At 72.9% G+C, this 14671-nt stretch carries 14 protein-coding genes; 6 read left to right on the forward strand and 8 right to left on the reverse strand.

Annotated elements, in window-relative coordinates; all coding sequences use genetic code 11:
• Positions 1-8: 8 nt before the first annotated feature.
• The 3 genes from ABD976_RS22170 to ABD976_RS22180 form a co-directional block, all read right to left on the reverse strand.
• The gene (locus ABD976_RS22170) at positions 9-2081 is read right to left on the reverse strand and encodes a putative bifunctional diguanylate cyclase/phosphodiesterase (protein ID WP_345366266.1); all 2073 of its coding nucleotides are present in this window, start codon (positions 2079-2081) and stop codon (positions 9-11) included.
• Positions 2082-2213: 132 nt separating this feature from the next.
• A complete protein-coding gene (locus ABD976_RS22175; protein WP_345366268.1) occupies positions 2214-2876 on the reverse strand; it encodes an HAD family hydrolase in 663 nt (220 codons plus the stop codon).
• Between the two features lie 99 nt (positions 2877-2975).
• A complete protein-coding gene (locus tag ABD976_RS22180) occupies positions 2976-3596 on the reverse strand; it encodes a TetR family transcriptional regulator (RefSeq protein ID WP_345366270.1) in 621 nt (206 codons plus the stop codon).
• A 285-nt stretch (positions 3597-3881) separates the two neighbouring features.
• Here ABD976_RS22180 and ABD976_RS22185 point away from each other — a divergent pair, with 285 nt between their 5' ends.
• Positions 3882-5660, forward strand: coding sequence for an alkyl/aryl-sulfatase (locus ABD976_RS22185; RefSeq protein ID WP_345366272.1), 1779 nt, complete (start codon positions 3882-3884; stop codon positions 5658-5660).
• A 1008-nt stretch (positions 5661-6668) separates the two neighbouring features.
• On the forward strand, positions 6669-7379 hold the full coding sequence (locus tag ABD976_RS22190; RefSeq protein ID WP_345366274.1) for an alpha/beta fold hydrolase: 711 nt from the start codon (positions 6669-6671) through the stop codon (positions 7377-7379).
• A gap of 78 nt (positions 7380-7457) precedes the next feature.
• On the opposite strand, the gene ABD976_RS22195 is transcribed toward ABD976_RS22190, so the two are convergent.
• Both ABD976_RS22195 and ABD976_RS22200 read right to left on the reverse strand, forming a co-directional pair.
• Positions 7458-7661 carry a cold-shock protein gene (locus tag ABD976_RS22195; protein WP_345366276.1) on the reverse strand — a complete coding sequence of 68 codons (204 nt, stop codon included), beginning with the start codon at positions 7659-7661 and terminating at the stop codon, positions 7458-7460.
• Between the two features lie 196 nt (positions 7662-7857).
• The gene (locus ABD976_RS22200) at positions 7858-8607 is read right to left on the reverse strand and encodes a 3-keto-5-aminohexanoate cleavage protein (RefSeq protein WP_345366278.1); all 750 of its coding nucleotides are present in this window, start codon (positions 8605-8607) and stop codon (positions 7858-7860) included.
• A gap of 161 nt (positions 8608-8768) precedes the next feature.
• Between ABD976_RS22200 and ABD976_RS22205 the strand changes: the two genes are divergently transcribed.
• Positions 8769-9335 (forward strand): ASCH domain-containing protein, encoded by a 567-nt coding sequence (locus ABD976_RS22205; protein WP_345366280.1) that lies wholly within the window; start codon positions 8769-8771, stop codon positions 9333-9335.
• A 41-nt stretch (positions 9336-9376) separates the two neighbouring features.
• Here the strand turns inward: ABD976_RS22205 and trpS are convergent, their stop codons facing one another.
• Complete coding sequence (trpS, locus tag ABD976_RS22210; RefSeq protein ID WP_345366282.1) at positions 9377-10414, reverse strand: tryptophan--tRNA ligase; 1038 nt, start codon at positions 10412-10414, stop codon at positions 9377-9379.
• 183 nt (positions 10415-10597) lie between these two features.
• Positions 10598-11317 carry a GNAT family N-acetyltransferase gene (locus ABD976_RS22215; protein WP_345366284.1) on the reverse strand — a complete coding sequence of 240 codons (720 nt, stop codon included), beginning with the start codon at positions 11315-11317 and terminating at the stop codon, positions 10598-10600.
• Positions 11318-11546: 229 nt separating this feature from the next.
• Between ABD976_RS22215 and ABD976_RS22220 the strand changes: the two genes are divergently transcribed.
• From ABD976_RS22220 to ABD976_RS22230, 3 genes are all read left to right on the forward strand, one after another.
• Complete coding sequence (locus ABD976_RS22220; RefSeq protein ID WP_345366286.1) at positions 11547-12434, forward strand: alpha/beta fold hydrolase; 888 nt, start codon at positions 11547-11549, stop codon at positions 12432-12434.
• A gap of 169 nt (positions 12435-12603) precedes the next feature.
• Entirely contained in the window at positions 12604-13590 is a 987-nt protein-coding gene (locus tag ABD976_RS22225) for a malate dehydrogenase (RefSeq protein WP_345366288.1), read from the forward strand.
• A gap of 95 nt (positions 13591-13685) precedes the next feature.
• On the forward strand, positions 13686-14168 hold the full coding sequence (locus ABD976_RS22230; RefSeq protein WP_345366290.1) for a hypothetical protein: 483 nt from the start codon (positions 13686-13688) through the stop codon (positions 14166-14168).
• A gap of 24 nt (positions 14169-14192) precedes the next feature.
• Here ABD976_RS22230 and ABD976_RS22235 read toward each other — a convergent pair.
• Positions 14193-14671 (reverse strand): hypothetical protein (locus tag ABD976_RS22235; protein ID WP_425570119.1); only part of this gene is annotated, 479 nt, incomplete at its 5' end.

Below are 14671 nucleotides of genomic sequence, written 5' to 3' on the forward strand. Positions count from 1 at the left end.
TCAGGCGTTCAGGGTAGCGGCAGCGACCCCACCGCCAGCAGCTCCCGCAACTTCGCCACCGGCATCGCCCGCGCGAACAACCAGCCCTGGAACGTATCGGCGCCCATCGCCGTCAGCAGCTCGAACTGCGCCGCGGTCTCCACGCCCTCGGCCACGCAACTGCGCCCGGTGGCGTGCGCCAAGTCGATCGCCGAACGCACGATCGCCCGATCGGCCTCCTCATGCTCCAACCCCGACACGAACTGCCGGTCCAGCTTGATGATCCCGGCGGGCAGGTCCTTCAGCCGCGCCAACGACGAATAGCCCGTCCCGAAGTCGTCCACCGCGAACGTCGCCCCCCGCTCGATCAACCGGCCCATGCCCTCCCGCGCCACCGTCGACACGTCGACCAACGAAGTCTCGGTCACCTCCAGCACCACCCGCCGCGCATCGATCCGGCACCCGGTCAGCGTCTCGCCGATGGTCTCCAGGAACGCCAGCTCGGTGGTGATCTTCGCACTCAGGTTCAACGCGACCCGCACGTCCCGACCATGCACCCGCGGCCAGTCCGCGGCTTCCCGCAGCGCCGTCCGCAGCACCCACAGGTCCACCTCCCGCAGCAGGTCGCCCTGCTCCGCGGTCGTCAGCACCACATCCGGGCCCAGCAGCCCGAACTCCGGATGCGGCCAGCGCAGCAACGCCTCGGCGGTGACGATCCTGCGCTGCGCGTCCACCACCGGCTGGTAGTACAGCTCCAGCCCGTCGGTGCGCAGCGCCTCGGCGAGCTCACCCTCCATCCGCACCTGCTGCGCCGCCCGCGTCGCCATCGCCGGATCGGCCAGCGCCACCTGCCCCGTGCCCGACCGCTTGGCGCGGAACACCGCCGCATCGGCGAAGCGCAGCAGATCCTCCCCGGTCATCTCCCCGGAGGGGAACATCGCCGCCCCCACCGACGCCGTCACCCGCACCAAGTGCTCCCGGATCGGCGAGACCATCCGCAGCACCCGCGCGACGTGATCGGCGCACCACCGCAGCGACTCCACCGACTCCACGTCCTCGAGCACCACCAGGAACTCGTCACCCGACAACCGCGCCACCGCGCAGCCCTCCGGCAACGCCGCCGCCAGCCGCCGCCCGGCCTGCACGATCAGCTCATCCCCGGCGGCGTGCCCCAGCGAATCGTTGACCCGCTTGAAGTTGTCGATGTCGCACAGCAGCAACCCCATCCGCTCCGACGAGGACGCCAGCAGCTCCGCGACACCCTGCCGGTTCGGCAACCCGGTCAGGGGATCGTGGGTCACCTGGTACCGCAGCTCCTCGGTGCGGCGGATGCGTTCGGTGACGTCCTGGAACACCACCAGCCAGAACCGGCTCCCGTCGTCCTGCACCGACAGCGCACTGCGCACCTCGCACACCACCCGCTGCCCGTCGGAGCGCGCCAGCACCCGCTGACCAGCGCCGCCCCCGGCCTCCTTCCGGGCCCGAGGTGCGGTCAACCCGAACTCCTGGTCGTCCGGGTGCAGCAGCTCCAACCCCCGCGCCCCCAGCAGCTCGGCCCGGGACCGCCCCAGCAGCCCGCACAACGCGTCGTTGCACTCCCGCACCCGATCGGCCTCGTCGAAGAACGCCACCCCGACCGGGGCCAACCCGAACAGATCGGTGAACCGCTGGTACGACCGCTGGTGACGGGCGTGGGTCTCGGTCTCGTCGCGGATCACCTTGATGAAACCCCGCAGGTCACCGGACTCGCCCTGCTGGGCGGCGAGCACCGTGTAGGCCCAGAACCGCGTCCCGTCCCGGCGCACCCGCCAACCCTCGTCGATGTGCACCCCGATCTCGGCGGTCCGCGTGAGCTCCGCGTCCGGGAAACCTTCCGAAGCCTCCTCCGGCGGGTAGAACACCGAGAAGTGCCTGCCGATGATCTCCTCACCGGTGTAGCCCTGCAGCCGCTCGGCCTCGGCGTTCCACGTCACCACGCGACCGCCGACGTCCAGCGACACGATCGCGACCGTGCCCTCACCGCTGTGCTCGCGCAGCGCCGCACGACTGCGCGACAGCGCCTCGCGGTCGGACGGTGCGGCACCGCCCTCAGGATCGGTCATCACTCGCCACCCAGCGAACGCGGTCGGTTACCGCCCCCATCAAACCCGCATCCGGCCGAGCGCACACGCCGCCCACCCAGCACCCCCACCCCGAAGGAGTGACAACCGCTCCGACGCGGCCCGCCTGGGACGTCAGCCCCCGAGCAACCCCTCGACCACCCGCACCAGGTCATCACCCACCACGTCCGGCGGGGCGAACACCGCGCCGTAGCGGCCCTCCAACCGCGAGCACCACCCGGCCGCGCAGCCGGCCCGCTTCGCGCCGTGGCAGTCCCACGCGTGCACGGCCACCACCGCCAGCCCGCCCAGCGGCACACCCAGGCGCTGCGCCGCCGTGCGGTACAGGCCGGGGGAAGGCTTCCACACGCCGGCCTCGCCCGCGGTGATCACCGGCCCGACGTAGCCGTCCAGCCCCGCACCGGCCAGGAACCGCGCCGTCACCTCCGGGTCGCCGACCGTCAGGCATCCCACCGGCATCCCGGCCTCGGTGAGCCGCCGCAGCGCCGGTTCGGCGTCCGGGTGCGCGGGCAGCTCCCCGAAACCCGACAGCACGTGGTCCAGCTCGTCCTCCGCGGCGGTGTGCCGGGTCTCCGTGCGCAGCGCCTGCCGCGCCACGGCACCGAACTCCGCGACATCACCGGCCAGGGTCAGGGCCATCGCGTCGCGCTGCAGCCGCAGGAACCAGGGTTGCAGCAGCTCGGGCGGCTGACCGACCGCGGCCAGCCGCGACCGCATCGGCCCCAGGTCCAGCAGCGTCTCCAGCACGTCGAACGCGACGGCACGCACCTGTTCCACGCGCGCTCCCTCCAGCACGGCTGCACGTGCACCCGACGGTACGGCACCAGGGCGCTCAAACCGGGAATCAGCGCGGGAGGACGGGGGAGCGGCGGCGCCCTACGGTGCTCCCACCGCGGCCCCGGGTGCGGTCAGCACCCCGGCGATCGCGTCGATCAGCCAGGTCAGCCGCTGCTCGTCCAGACCGTCCGCGCTGCTCCGGGCGTGCGCTTCGAGATCAGCGGCACCGGTGATGAGCAACCGTGCGCCCAACTCGAGCCGGAACCGGGCGACCTCGACGGACACCTGCTCGGTCAGCAGCTCCTCGAGACGCGCGATCACCGGCACCGCGCTGCCCACCAGACCGTAGCCCGGCAATTCGGCCACGGTCCGCCCGACGTGGTCGTAGAGCCTGGCGACGAACCGCGCGTAGTGGCTGCCCGGCCGCGCGGCCTGCTCCGCGAACGGGCGGGCCAGCACGGCGGCGAGGTGCCACGGATCCCGGTCCCGGCCGCGGGCGCGCGCGATGTCGAACAGCTCGTCGCGGCGCTGGTCGATGTCGGCGAGCCGGTGCGTGAAGATCGCGGTGATCAGCTTGTGCTTGTCCCCGAAGTGGTAGTGCGTGGCGGCCACGTTGCGCTGCCCCGCCCCGGCGGCGACCTGCCGGAGCGAGACGCCGTCGATGCCGTGCTCGGCGAACAGGCGTTCCGCGGCGAGCAGCAATTCCGCACGAGTATCCACCCGGCCATCCTCGCGCACCCGGAACAAGGCCGTCAATGTCGTATAAAACACTTGAATTAATAGGGTCCCGCTGGGACAAGTGGAAGGGGAGAGGACCCGAACAGCAGCAGAGGAGCCGAAGTGCAACCGATCAACAGGCGGCAGTTCGTAGCCGGCGCGGCAGTGGCGGCCGCCGCCGTCACGACCACGGCCTGCACGCCCACCGGACCGGGTTCCCGGCCCACCGCGACGGCCTACCGCGGCCGACCACCGGTCGACACGTCCGCACTCCCGTACGCTGACCGCGTGGACTTCGCCAACGCCGACCGCGGGTTCCTCGGCCGCCTCGAACCCGGCAAGGTCACCGGCCGGGACGGCACCGTGGTCTACGACGCCGACGCGTACTCGTTCCTGTCCGGCGAAGCCCCCGACACCGCCGACCCGAGCCTGTGGCGGCAGGGCCAGCTCGCCGCCAAGCAAGGCCTGTACCAGGTCACCGACCGCATCTACCAGGTCCGCGGGCTCGACCTCGCGAACATGACCCTCGTCGAGGGCGACACCGGCGTGCTCGTCATCGACACGCTCACCAGTTCCGAGACCGCCGCGGCGGCGCTCGGGCTCTACCGCAAGCACCGCGGCGACCGGCCCATCACCGGCGTCATCTACACCCATTCGCACGTCGACCACTTCGGCGGTACCGGCGGAATCCTGCCACCGGACGGCGCGCCGGTCCTCGCACCCGAGGGGTTCATGGAGCACGCGGTCGCCGAGAACGTCTACGCCGGCACCGCGATGAGCCGCCGCGCCGCCTACATGTACGGCGCCCCGCTCGAACGCTCCCCGGAAGGGCAGATCGGCTGCGGACTCGGCCAGGCGGTCGCGACCGGGACGACCACGCTCGTGCCACCGACCGAGGTCATCGCCAAGACCGGTGAGCGCCGGACCATCGACGGGATCACCATCGAGTTCCAGATGACCCCGGGCGGGGAAGCGCCCGCGGAGATGAACTTCTACTTCCCGGACCTGAAGGCCCTGTGCGTGGCGGAGAACCTGAACCACACCATGCACAACATCATCACCTTGCGGGGCGCCCAGGTCCGCGACGCCCGGCAGTGGTCGCACTACCTCACCGAGACCATCACGCTGTTCGGCGGCCGAGCCGAGGTCGCCTTCGGCAGCCACCACTGGCCGACCTGGGGCGCCGACGAGATCACCGGGTTGGTGGGGCGCCAGCGCGACCTGTACGCCTACCTGCACGACCAGACCCTGCGGCTGATCAACCAGGGCCACACCCCCGCGGAGATCGCCGAGACCCTGGTGCTGCCCCCGGCGCTGGACCAGGAATGGGCCAACCGCGGCTACTACGGCTCGCTCAGCCACAACGTCAAGGGCATCTACCAGCGCTACATGGGCTGGTTCGACGGGAACCCGGCGCACCTGTGGGAACACCCGCCCGCCGAGCAGGCCCAGCGCTGGGTCGAGGTGATGGGCGGTGCCGCGGCAGGCATCGAGCAGGCCCGCTCCTACGCCGAGCGGGGCGACCTGCGCTTCGCGGCCACCCTGCTCAACCACTGCGTGTTCGCCGAGCCGGACAACGACCAGGCCAAGCGGGAACTCGCGAACGTCCACACCGCGCTCGGCCAGATGTCGGAGAACGCGGTGTGGCGGAACTTCTACCTGACGGCCGCGCTGGAACTGCGCGAGGGCCGGAAACCGGGCGGCCCGTCCAGCTCCAGCCCGAGCATGATGGCCGCGCTCACGGTGGACCAGATCATCGACTCGATCGCGATCCGGGTGAACGGGCCGGAGGCGTGGGACCTCACCCTCGTCATGGACTGGGAGGTGACCGACGAGAACCGGATCTGGCACCTGAGGCTGGCCAACGGCGTGCTGACCTACCGCAGCGACGAGGTCCCGGACCCCGACGCCCGGCTGGTCCTGTCGCTGACCAAGCAGCAACTGCTGGGCCTGCTGCGCGAGCCGGACCTGGCCGGGATCCGGCACACCGGGGACCCGGGCGTGCTGGCGGCGCTGGTGGGGGTGCTGGACCAGCCGGATCCCGGATTCGGCATCGTCACCCCGTGAAGTCCGCGACGGCCACCAGGCCGGACCGGCCCGGCGTGGCGCGGGGAGCGGTCGTCACCTGACGCGCCGTGCTCAGTCGTCGGCGGGGCAGCCCGAACCGGCCGCCTCGCCGACGACGCGGCGCCCGGTGGGGAAGTGCTCCCGGCCGGGCGCCGAACGTACTACTTAACATAATGTCCATTATCGGCACTCCGCTGAGCTGCGCGGACACCAGGAAAGCGGTCCGCTCCGGCGGCACGACCCCGCCCGCGACGCGCCGCTCCGGGCACACGACGACGCATCCCGCGCACGGCACCGGCAGCCGCGGCGCGCACACGAGTCCGCCCGGACGTCCGCTGGACCAGTTGATCCCGCAGCGGCACGCATTTCCCGGTCCAGGACTATTCGCCGCGCCGTCGATGGAACGGACCAGCACGCCACATTCGGGTTCCATTCCCGTGCGAAGGTGGAATTGTCGTGCGACCATCCAGCCCAGCAGATGATCGTCAGGAGAATTCCCCGACGATCACACCAGCGGAAATGCAGGGAAATCCGGCTCTGGTCCTGGCGCTCGCCGACCTCCTGCGCCGTCCCGCCTCGACCATGCACTTCGCCGCGCCCGTCACGCTCCGAGGCCGAACCGGGTGACGACGCGAACCTCGACGAGCTCGACCTCCTCACCGCCGTTCCCTACCCTGCGTGGTGCGATCGCGCCCCGCTCTCCTCCCCGCGCGGCCGGAACCGCAACTCCAAATGATGGATAATGAACGTTATCCATCATAGTGGTGTTCATGTTCGCGGGGCGGTTCCGGCGCGCCGTCCGGTGTCCGCCGCGGGGTCCCTCCCCCGTACCGCGCGATCCGCACCGCTGACCACGGCTCCCCTCCTCCCCGCCGCGGTGACCACCGGCAGCGTCCCCGGGAGCACCGGTTCGCGCCGCACCACTGCCCTCCCCTGGCTGCCCTGGCCTGTTGCTCCGGGCGGGTGTCGGCCGTTCCGGCGTGCGCCGGAGGTTCTTAGGGTGTCCGCATGGCGGCGACGGTGGTGTTGGTGCACGGCGGATTTCTGGGCCCCTGGTCCTGGCGGGACGTGGTGGTGGCGTTGGCGCGGGCCGGGGTGCGGTCGGTCCCGGTGGAGCTGCCGAGCGGGATGGGCGGTTCGGGTGCGGCGGGTGATCTGCACGACGACGCCGACCGGGTGCGGGAGGTGCTGGACGAGGTGCCCGGTCCGGTGGTGCTGTGCGGGCATTCCTACGGCGGGGCGGTGATCAGCGAGGCGGCCGCCGGGCCGCATCCGCGGGTGCGGCGGCTGGTGTACGTGGCGGCGGCGGTGCCGGACGTGGGTGAGAGCGTGGCGGATCTGGCGCCGGTGGCGCCGTCGGCCGGGGTGTCCGAGGCGGTGCGGGTGCGGGCGGACGGGCTGCTGGAGCTCACCGCGGAATCGGCGCGGGAGGCGTTGTTCCACGACGTGGCGCCGGAGCGGGCGGCGGAGGCGATCGGATTGCTGCGGCCGAACAACCCGGCGACCGGGACGCAGGCGGTGCGGGGTGCGGCGTGGCGGGAGGTGCCGATGACGTTCGTGCGCGGTGCGGCGGACCGGATGCCGGAGCTGGTGTCGTCGGGGGTCCGCTGGGGTGACGTGGAGTCGGTGGTGGTGCCCGGTGGGCATTGTCCGCAGTGGAGCCGACCGGGGATGGTCGGTGAGCTGCTGGCGGAGTCGGCGGGCTGTCCGGGGCGGTGACGACGGTGCCCCCTCCCGCCGGGGCGGGAGGGGGCACCGCGAAGTCCGTTCACGGCCGTGGCCGACCGGGACGGGGACTCAGAGGGCGCGCACGCCGGAGGCCTGCGGTCCCTTCGGGCCCTGGGTGACTTCGTAGGTCACCGCCTGGTTCTCGTCGAGGGTGCGGAAGCCGCTCGCGTCGATGGCCGAGTAGTGGACGAAGACGTCCGGTCCGCCGTCGTTCGGCGCGATGAAGCCGAAGCCCTTCTCGGAGTTGAACCACTTCACGGTGCCCTCTGCCATACCTGTCTCCTACTTGAACTGGATTTTGACGAACCACCACACTTCGTGGCGCCCGGGCCTTCAGACAACGGCTTCTCCAGCAGAACCAAAGACAGCAACATGTCCGCGCGACATCCTGCGAGCATGCACAGACACGATCCCAGAAAGGCTTACGACCCGCGTTCACGCTACCACGTGTCGGGGGTCGGCGCGCGGATCAACCGGGAGGCGTCGGCGTGTCGGGCCGGGGGCGCCGGGGGTGGTGGTGCGGCGCGAGCGCGGCGGTGACCAGCGCGGCGGTGTCGTCGGCGATGCGGCCGTCGGGCAGGACGAGGGTGTCCTCCAGGCCGATGCGCGCCGGTCCCCCGCCGCGCCGGGCGAGGGCGAGGACGGTCCAGGCGCCGGGTCCGGTGCCGTGCAGCAGGACGGGGGCGGTGAGCGGGCGGAGCCGGTCGCGCAGGGCCGCGGCGGTGGTGGTGGCGCCGCCGGTCGGGTCGGTCACGCGGGCCACGACGCGGGTGATGCGGTCGCGCAGCGGGCTGCGCAGGAGGGCGTCGTCGGCGTCGGTGCCGGAGGGCACGACGGCGTGCACGGCGATGCCGCGGCGCAGCAGGGCGTCGGTGACGTCGGCGGCGCCGGGTTCGTGCCAGTCGACGGTGGCGTGGTCGGGCAGCGCGGTCCAGGCGCGCAGCGCGCGGATGCGGGCGGCGGCGTCGGGGGTGCTCCAGGTGCTGGTGGTGATGCCGACGGGGGTGCGGGGCACGGCGGCGCGGACGGTGCGCAGGGCGGCGGCGACCAGGTGGGGGTCGAGGCTGTCGGTGCCGTCGTGGGCTTTGGGGTGCAGGTGGATCTCGTCGGCGCCCGCGGTGACCGCGTCGGCGGCGGCTCGGGCGAGTTGTTCGGGACGTACGGGGAGCTGGTAGTGCTCGCGGGGCGAGCGGGCGCCGTTGAGGCAGGCCTGCAGCATGCCCCGATTGTCGCGTGCGGGGTGTCGGGGGTGCTAGCCGCGGTGGCCGGTGGTGATCAGGTGGTGATCATCGGATGGGCCGGGCGGGTGGCGCCTCTCCCCCGTCGTGGCGCGGGGCGGCGGCTCCGCGGGCGGCCGTCCGGGCGTCGTAGCGTGGTGGGGTGCTGCTGAGCGGTCGGGTGTTGCGGGACGTGGTGGCGGGTCGGATCACGGTGCTGTTCCGGCGGTGGGCCAGTCCGCAGGCGCGTGCGGGTGCGCGGGTGGAGACGCCGGAGGGCGTGGTGGGTGTCGGTGCGGTGACGCGGGTGGATCCGGCGGCGATCGGTGAGGAGGAGGCCCGCCGGGCGGGGTTTTCGGGGGCTGCGGGGTTGCGGTCGTCGTTGGCGCGGCACGGGAGCGGGCCGGTGTACCGGGTGGAGGTGGCGTACCTGGGGCCGGTGGCGGCGGAGGCGGAGCCGGTGGTGCTGTCGCGGGGTGAGCGGGCGGAGCTGGATCGCCGGTTGGCCCGGTGGGACGTGTCGGCGCCGCGGGGTCCGTGGACGCGGGTGCTGCTGGGGGCGTTGGTGGGCCGGGCGGGGGTGCGTCCCGCGGAGCTGGCCGGTGAGCTGGGGCGGCCGGTGTCGCGGGTGAAGTCGGATCTGTGGCGGTTGCGGGAGCTGGGTCTGGTGGAGCCGGTGGCCGGTGGGGTGCGGTTGTCGGCGCGCGGGTCGGGCTACCTGGGCGGGTGAGGGTCCGGCACCGCGGGTCGGTGCCGGACCTGGGGGCGGGGTCAGTAGCGGGTGCCCATGGCGGTGCGGACCTGGTCGAGGGTGTTCTCGGCGTGGTCGCGGGCGCGGGCGTTGCCTTCGCGCAGGAGGCGCCGGAGGTGGGTGCGGTCCTGGGCGAGTTCGGCGCGGCGGGCGCGCAGCGGTGCGAGGTGGGTGTTGACGGCGTCGGTGACGGTGTTCTTGAGGGCGGCGGCGCCCGCGGAGCCGAGGTCTTCGGCGATGCGGTGCGGGTCCTGGCCGGTGCAGAGGGAGGCCAGCAGGAGCAGGCTGGCGATCTCGGGGCGGGTGTCGGGTTCGTAGGTGATGTGGCGCTGGGAGTCGGTGGTGGCGCCGCGCAGCAGCTGGGCGGTGCGGTCGGGGGTGTCGGCGAGGTGGATGGCGTTGCCGCGGCTCTTGCTCATCTTGGTGCCGTCGGTGCCCAGCACTAGGGGTGCTGGGGACAGCAGCGCTTCGGGTTCGGTGAACACGGGTGCGTAGCGGTCGTTGAAGCGGCGGGCGAGGGTGCGGGTGAGTTCGAGGTGCGGGAGCTGGTCCTGGCCGACGGGGACGACGTTGGCGCCGCAGAAGAGGATGTCGGCGGCTTGGTGGACGGGGTAGGTGAGCATGAGGCCGTTGACGGAGGCTTGGCGGGAGTGGGTGATCTCGTCCTTGACGGTGGGGTTGCGGTGCAGTTCGGGCAGTGAGACCAGGCTCAGCAGCGGCAGCATGAGCTGGTTGAGGGCGGGCACGGCGCTGTGGGTGAACGGGGTGCAGCGTTCGGGGTCGAGGCCGGCGGCGTAGTAGTCGAGGAGGAGTTCTTCGACGTGCTCGTCGAGGTGTTCGGCGGTGTCGCGGTCGGTGATCACCTGGTAGTCGGCGATGACGAGGTGCAGCGGGACGCCGAGGCGTTGCAGCCGGACGCGGTTGTGCAGGGTGCCGAAGTAGTGGCCGAGGTGCAGTCGTCCGGTGGGCCGGTCGCCGGTGAGCACCCGGAACCGGTCGGGGTGGGCGCGGAGCCGGGTGTCGAGGTCGGCGCTGCGCTGCTGGGCGGTGGTGGTCATGGTGTCGTCTCCCGTGGTCCGGTGGTGGCCGGCGGTGGACGGCACCGGGGTGTCCGGGAGGACGAGTGGGCGGGCCGTCCGTGTCGAACGGCCCGGTGGTGGTGCGCGTGGGTGGGTGGCCGCTCCTAGGGGGAGCGCCACCAGGCCTGCTGCGCGCACGTCATGGTGGGCAGTGTAGCGGGGTCAGGGCACGGCGAGGGTCATGGTGGTGTCGACGACGGTGAACCCGAGGCGTTCGTAGAGGCGTTGGGCGGGGTTGCCCGCGGTGACGGCGAGGCCGGCTTGGGGGTGGCCGTCGGCGGCGAGGTGGGCCAGGGCGCGGCGCAGCAGCAGCCCGCCGAGGCCGGGGTGGTCGGGGTCGCGGAACAGCTCCCCCACCCACGGCAGGCCGCCGCGGTCGTTGATGACGATGCCGGCGATGACGTCGTCGCGGGCGTCGACGACCAGGGCGCTGCTGTCGAGGACGGTGCCGAGGACGACGCCGGAGAGCAGGGGGCGGAGCACGTCGGTGAGGGCGCGTTGGTCGTCGCCGTCGGCGCCGTCGGGGTGGCCGGGTGGGAAGGCCCGTTGCCAGGCGGGCAGCAGCGCGGTGGCGTCGCGGTCGCAGGGCACCACGTGCCGGGGTGGTGCGGGGTGTTCGCGGGCCCAGTCGGCTGGTGGTGGCGAGGTGGTGAGGTCGCGGCGCATCTCGTGGGCGTGGCGCCTGAGCTCGGCGCCGTGGGCGATGAGGGTGCGGGCCAGGTCGACGGGGGCGAGCAGGTCCCGGCCGGCCAGGTGGGTGCGCAGGGCGTGCAGCGGGTCGGGGCCGTGGACGTCGACGAGTCGGACCCGCTGCTCGTACCCGGGGGTGTCCACGTAGGTCACCGTGGTGGAATCGACCACCACCTGTTTGCGCCGCAACACCCCGCGATCCCACCGCGAGGGTGCCTCGTGGCGCAAGCGGTTCGGCGGGCCCGGTGCCGGGCGGGGTGGCCGGGTTCGGGTGCCGCCGCAGCTCAGCGGGGTGGTGGGGTGGGTGCTGAGAGGTCGGTCGCAGTGCCGGGCGGGAAATTCGGTGGGCGGTGGGGCGGGGTGCTGCGATCGTGGTGGTACCGCTCCCCCGTACTCGGGGTGCGGGGGGAGGAGGTCACCGGTGATCGCTGAGCGTACGACGACCACCAGTTGGGGTGTGGTGCTGTGGAGCCAGAGCTGGGGTCGTCCCGGGGACCCGGTGGTGCTGCTGGTGATGGGGGCGAACGCCAACGCGCTGGGTTGGCCGGATGAGTTCGTCGAGGCGCTGGTGGCTCGGGGGTTGCGGGTGATCCGCTACGACCACCGGGACACGGGGCGGTCCACGCACCTCGACATCACGGCTTACGGGGTGGCGGATCTGGCCGCCGATGCGGTGGCGGTGCTGGACGGGCACGGTGTCGAGGCCGCGCACGTGGTGGGCTTGTCGATGGGCGGCACGCTGGGGCAGGTGCTGGCGCTGGACCATCCGGGGCGGGTGCGGTCGCTGGTGCTGATGCTCACCGCGGCGCTGGACGTGGATTTCGGTGCGGCGTTGAGCGGGGCCCGCGACGGGGAGCCGGGCGGGTTGCCGGTGCCGTCGCCGGAGGTGGTGGCGGTGCTGGCGCACCGCGCTGATCCGGTGCCCGACGTCGAAGCCGCGTTGGATCGGCGGGTGGCGGAGTGGCGGGTGCTGGCGGGTGGTGAGCTGCCGTTCGACGCGGCCCGGTTCCGGGCGTGGGAACGGGCGGCGATCGAGCACGCGGGCACCGCGCGGCAGCCTTCGGCGCATGGTCGGGCGGTGCCGGTGCCCGTCGAGCGGGGCGCGGAGCTCGCCCGGGTGGCGGTGCCGGCGCTGGTGGTGCAGGGGGCGGTGGATCCGGTGAACCCGGTGCCGCACGGTGCGCACCTGGCCGGGTTGATCCCGGGGGCGCGGTGCGTGACGGTGCCGGGGTTGGGTCATGCGTTGCCCGCGGCGCTGCATCCGCTGCTGGTGGACCTGGTGGCGGGGCACGTGTCCGCCGCCGGGTGAGCGTCCGGGCCTCGGGTGCCGGGGGTGGTGCTCTCCCCTGCCGGGTGCGTGGCTGAATCGGTCCGGGGGGTGGTCCACTGTGATCCGTGGCGGGTCCGCAACGCCACCGCACCGGCGGGGATAGAGTCCCGGGCAGGCATTCACCCGGCGAGCAGGAGAACGAAATCCCATGACGCAAGCTCCCGTCACCGTGACCGTCACCGGCGCGGCCGGTCAGATCGGCTACGCGCTGCTGTTCCGGATCGCCTCCGGTCAGCTCATCGGGCCCGACACCCCGATCAAGCTCCGCTTGCTGGAGATCCCGCAGGCCGTGAAGGCCGCGGAGGGCACCGCGATGGAGCTCGACGACTGCGCGTTCCCGCTGCTGCGGAGCATCGACATCACCGATGACGCCGGGGTGGCTTTCGACGGCACCAACGTCGGTCTGCTCGTCGGTGCGCGGCCCCGCTCGCAGGGCATGGAGCGCGGTGACCTGCTGCAGGCCAACGGGGGCATCTTCAAGCCGCAGGGCGAGGCGATCAACGCCGGTGCCGCTGAGGACGTGCGGGTGCTGGTGGTGGGCAACCCGGCCAACACCAACGCGCTGATCGCCCAGTCCCACGCCCCGGACGTGCCGGCGGAGCGGTTCACCGCGATGACCCGGCTGGACCACAACCGGGCGTTGACGCAGCTCGCGCAGAAGTTGGGGACGTCGGTCACCGACATCAGCAAGCTCACGATCTGGGGCAACCACTCGGCGACCCAGTACCCGGACCTGTTCCACGCCGAGGTCGGCGGGAAGGTCGCCGCCGAGCAGGTGGAGCGGTCCTGGCTGGCCGACGAGTTCATCCCGACGGTGGCCAAGCGCGGTGCGGCGATCATCGAGGCCCGGGGGGCGTCGTCGGCGGCGTCGGCGGCCAACGCCGCGATCGATCACGTGCACACCTGGGTGAACGGGACGCCGGAGGGTGACTGGACTTCGGCGGGTGTGGTGTCCGACGGTTCCTACGGGGTGCCGGAGGGTCTGATCTCGTCGTTCCCGGTGACCGCCCGCGACGGCAGGTTCGAGATCGTGCAGGGCTTGGAGATCGACGAGTTCTCCCGGGAGCGCATCGACGCTTCGGTGCGGGAGCTCACCGAGGAGCGCGACGCGGTCCGCGAGCTCGGCTTGATCTGAGGCGTGGCTGGACCCGGGCCCGCACCGCCGCGCGCGGTGCGGGCCCGGGTGCGTCCGGGGGCGGCGCGGCGGCCGCGGGACCTACGGTGGGGCGCATGGGTGCGGGTCGCAGCAGCGGTGAGTCCCACGTCCGGCGCAGCGCCCACGTGGGGTTGCAGACCGCCGTCATCGACAACAGCGCGGCGTTCGGGTTCTCGATCATGATCACCTCGTCCTACGGTGCGCTGAACCAGCTGGTGGGGTCGCCGTCGCTGGCCGACATCGTCGGGTTCGCGATGTCGGCCGCCGCGGCGTTCACGTTGCTGCAGGCCGTGACCACCCGCGGGTTCCGGCGGCGGCTGGGGGCCGCGCCGCGGGCGGTGGTGCTGCTGGGCACGGCGTTCGACATCGTGTCGGTCGCGTTGGGCCTGGGCATGGCCGTGCTGGTCGCCCTGACGGTCCCCCGGGGTGCGGCGTGGCCGGTGGCGGCGTTGCTGGCGGTGCTGGTGTTCGCGCTGAGCCAGGCCGTCGAGCTGATGATCGCCGCCCGGCTGGAGCGGTTGCGCGGCGAGCCCGGGGCGGAGGACCCGGACAGCTGATCGGGCCGGCGTCCGCGGGTGCCCCTACGGGGACGCCGGTTTCGGGTCGCCGTGGTCGGTGGTGCGGGTGGCGCGGAGCTGGTCGGTGAGGACGTCGAGCTGGGCTTCGGCGCGTTCGGCGCGGGCGCGGCTCTGCTCGCGGGCGTCGTCGACGGCGGCCAGCCGCGCGGCGGCGGTGTCGCGTTCCTCCCGCAGCCGCTGCTGGTGTTCGGTGCGGAGCCGGTCGAGTTCGGCGGTGTGCTCGCGGCGCAGCGCGGCGAGTTCCTCGCGGGCGGCGGTGGTGTCCTGGCGGGCCTGGTGCAGCGCGGTTTTGGTTTCGGTGAGCTGCTGCTGGGCGGTGTCGGCGGTGTGTTCGGCGCGGGCGGCGCGCCGGTCGGCCTCGTCGCGGGCGGCGGTGTGCTCGGCGATGCGCTGCTGGGCGTCCTGTTCGGCCGCGGCGGCCAGTTCGGCGGCGTGGTCGACGGCGCGCTGGGCTTCGGCGCGGTCGGTGTCGATGCGCTGCT

Origin of the sequence: Saccharopolyspora cebuensis, from assembly GCF_039542665.1 — a bacterium.
Taxonomy (GTDB): Bacteria; Actinomycetota; Actinomycetes; order Mycobacteriales; family Pseudonocardiaceae; genus Saccharopolyspora; species Saccharopolyspora cebuensis.

What these genes read in the sequence shown, in the direction of transcription:
- ABD976_RS22230 (WP_345366290.1), top strand. Translation starts at nt 13,686, where the DNA reads ATGGGTGCGGGTCGCAGCAGCGGTGAGTCCCACGTCCGGCGCAGCGCC.
- ABD976_RS22225 (WP_345366288.1), top strand. Translation starts at nt 12,604, where the DNA reads ATGACGCAAGCTCCCGTCACCGTGACCGTCACCGGCGCGGCCGGTCAG.
- ABD976_RS22195 (WP_345366276.1), bottom strand. Translation starts at nt 7,661, where the DNA reads ATGGCAGAGGGCACCGTGAAGTGGTTCAACTCCGAGAAGGGCTTCGGC.
- trpS (WP_345366282.1), bottom strand. Translation starts at nt 10,414, where the DNA reads ATGACCACCACCGCCCAGCAGCGCAGCGCCGACCTCGACACCCGGCTC.
- ABD976_RS22200 (WP_345366278.1), bottom strand. Translation starts at nt 8,607, where the DNA reads ATGCTGCAGGCCTGCCTCAACGGCGCCCGCTCGCCCCGCGAGCACTAC.
- ABD976_RS22190 (WP_345366274.1), top strand. Translation starts at nt 6,669, where the DNA reads ATGGCGGCGACGGTGGTGTTGGTGCACGGCGGATTTCTGGGCCCCTGG.
- ABD976_RS22170 (WP_345366266.1), bottom strand. Translation starts at nt 2,081, where the DNA reads ATGACCGATCCTGAGGGCGGTGCCGCACCGTCCGACCGCGAGGCGCTG.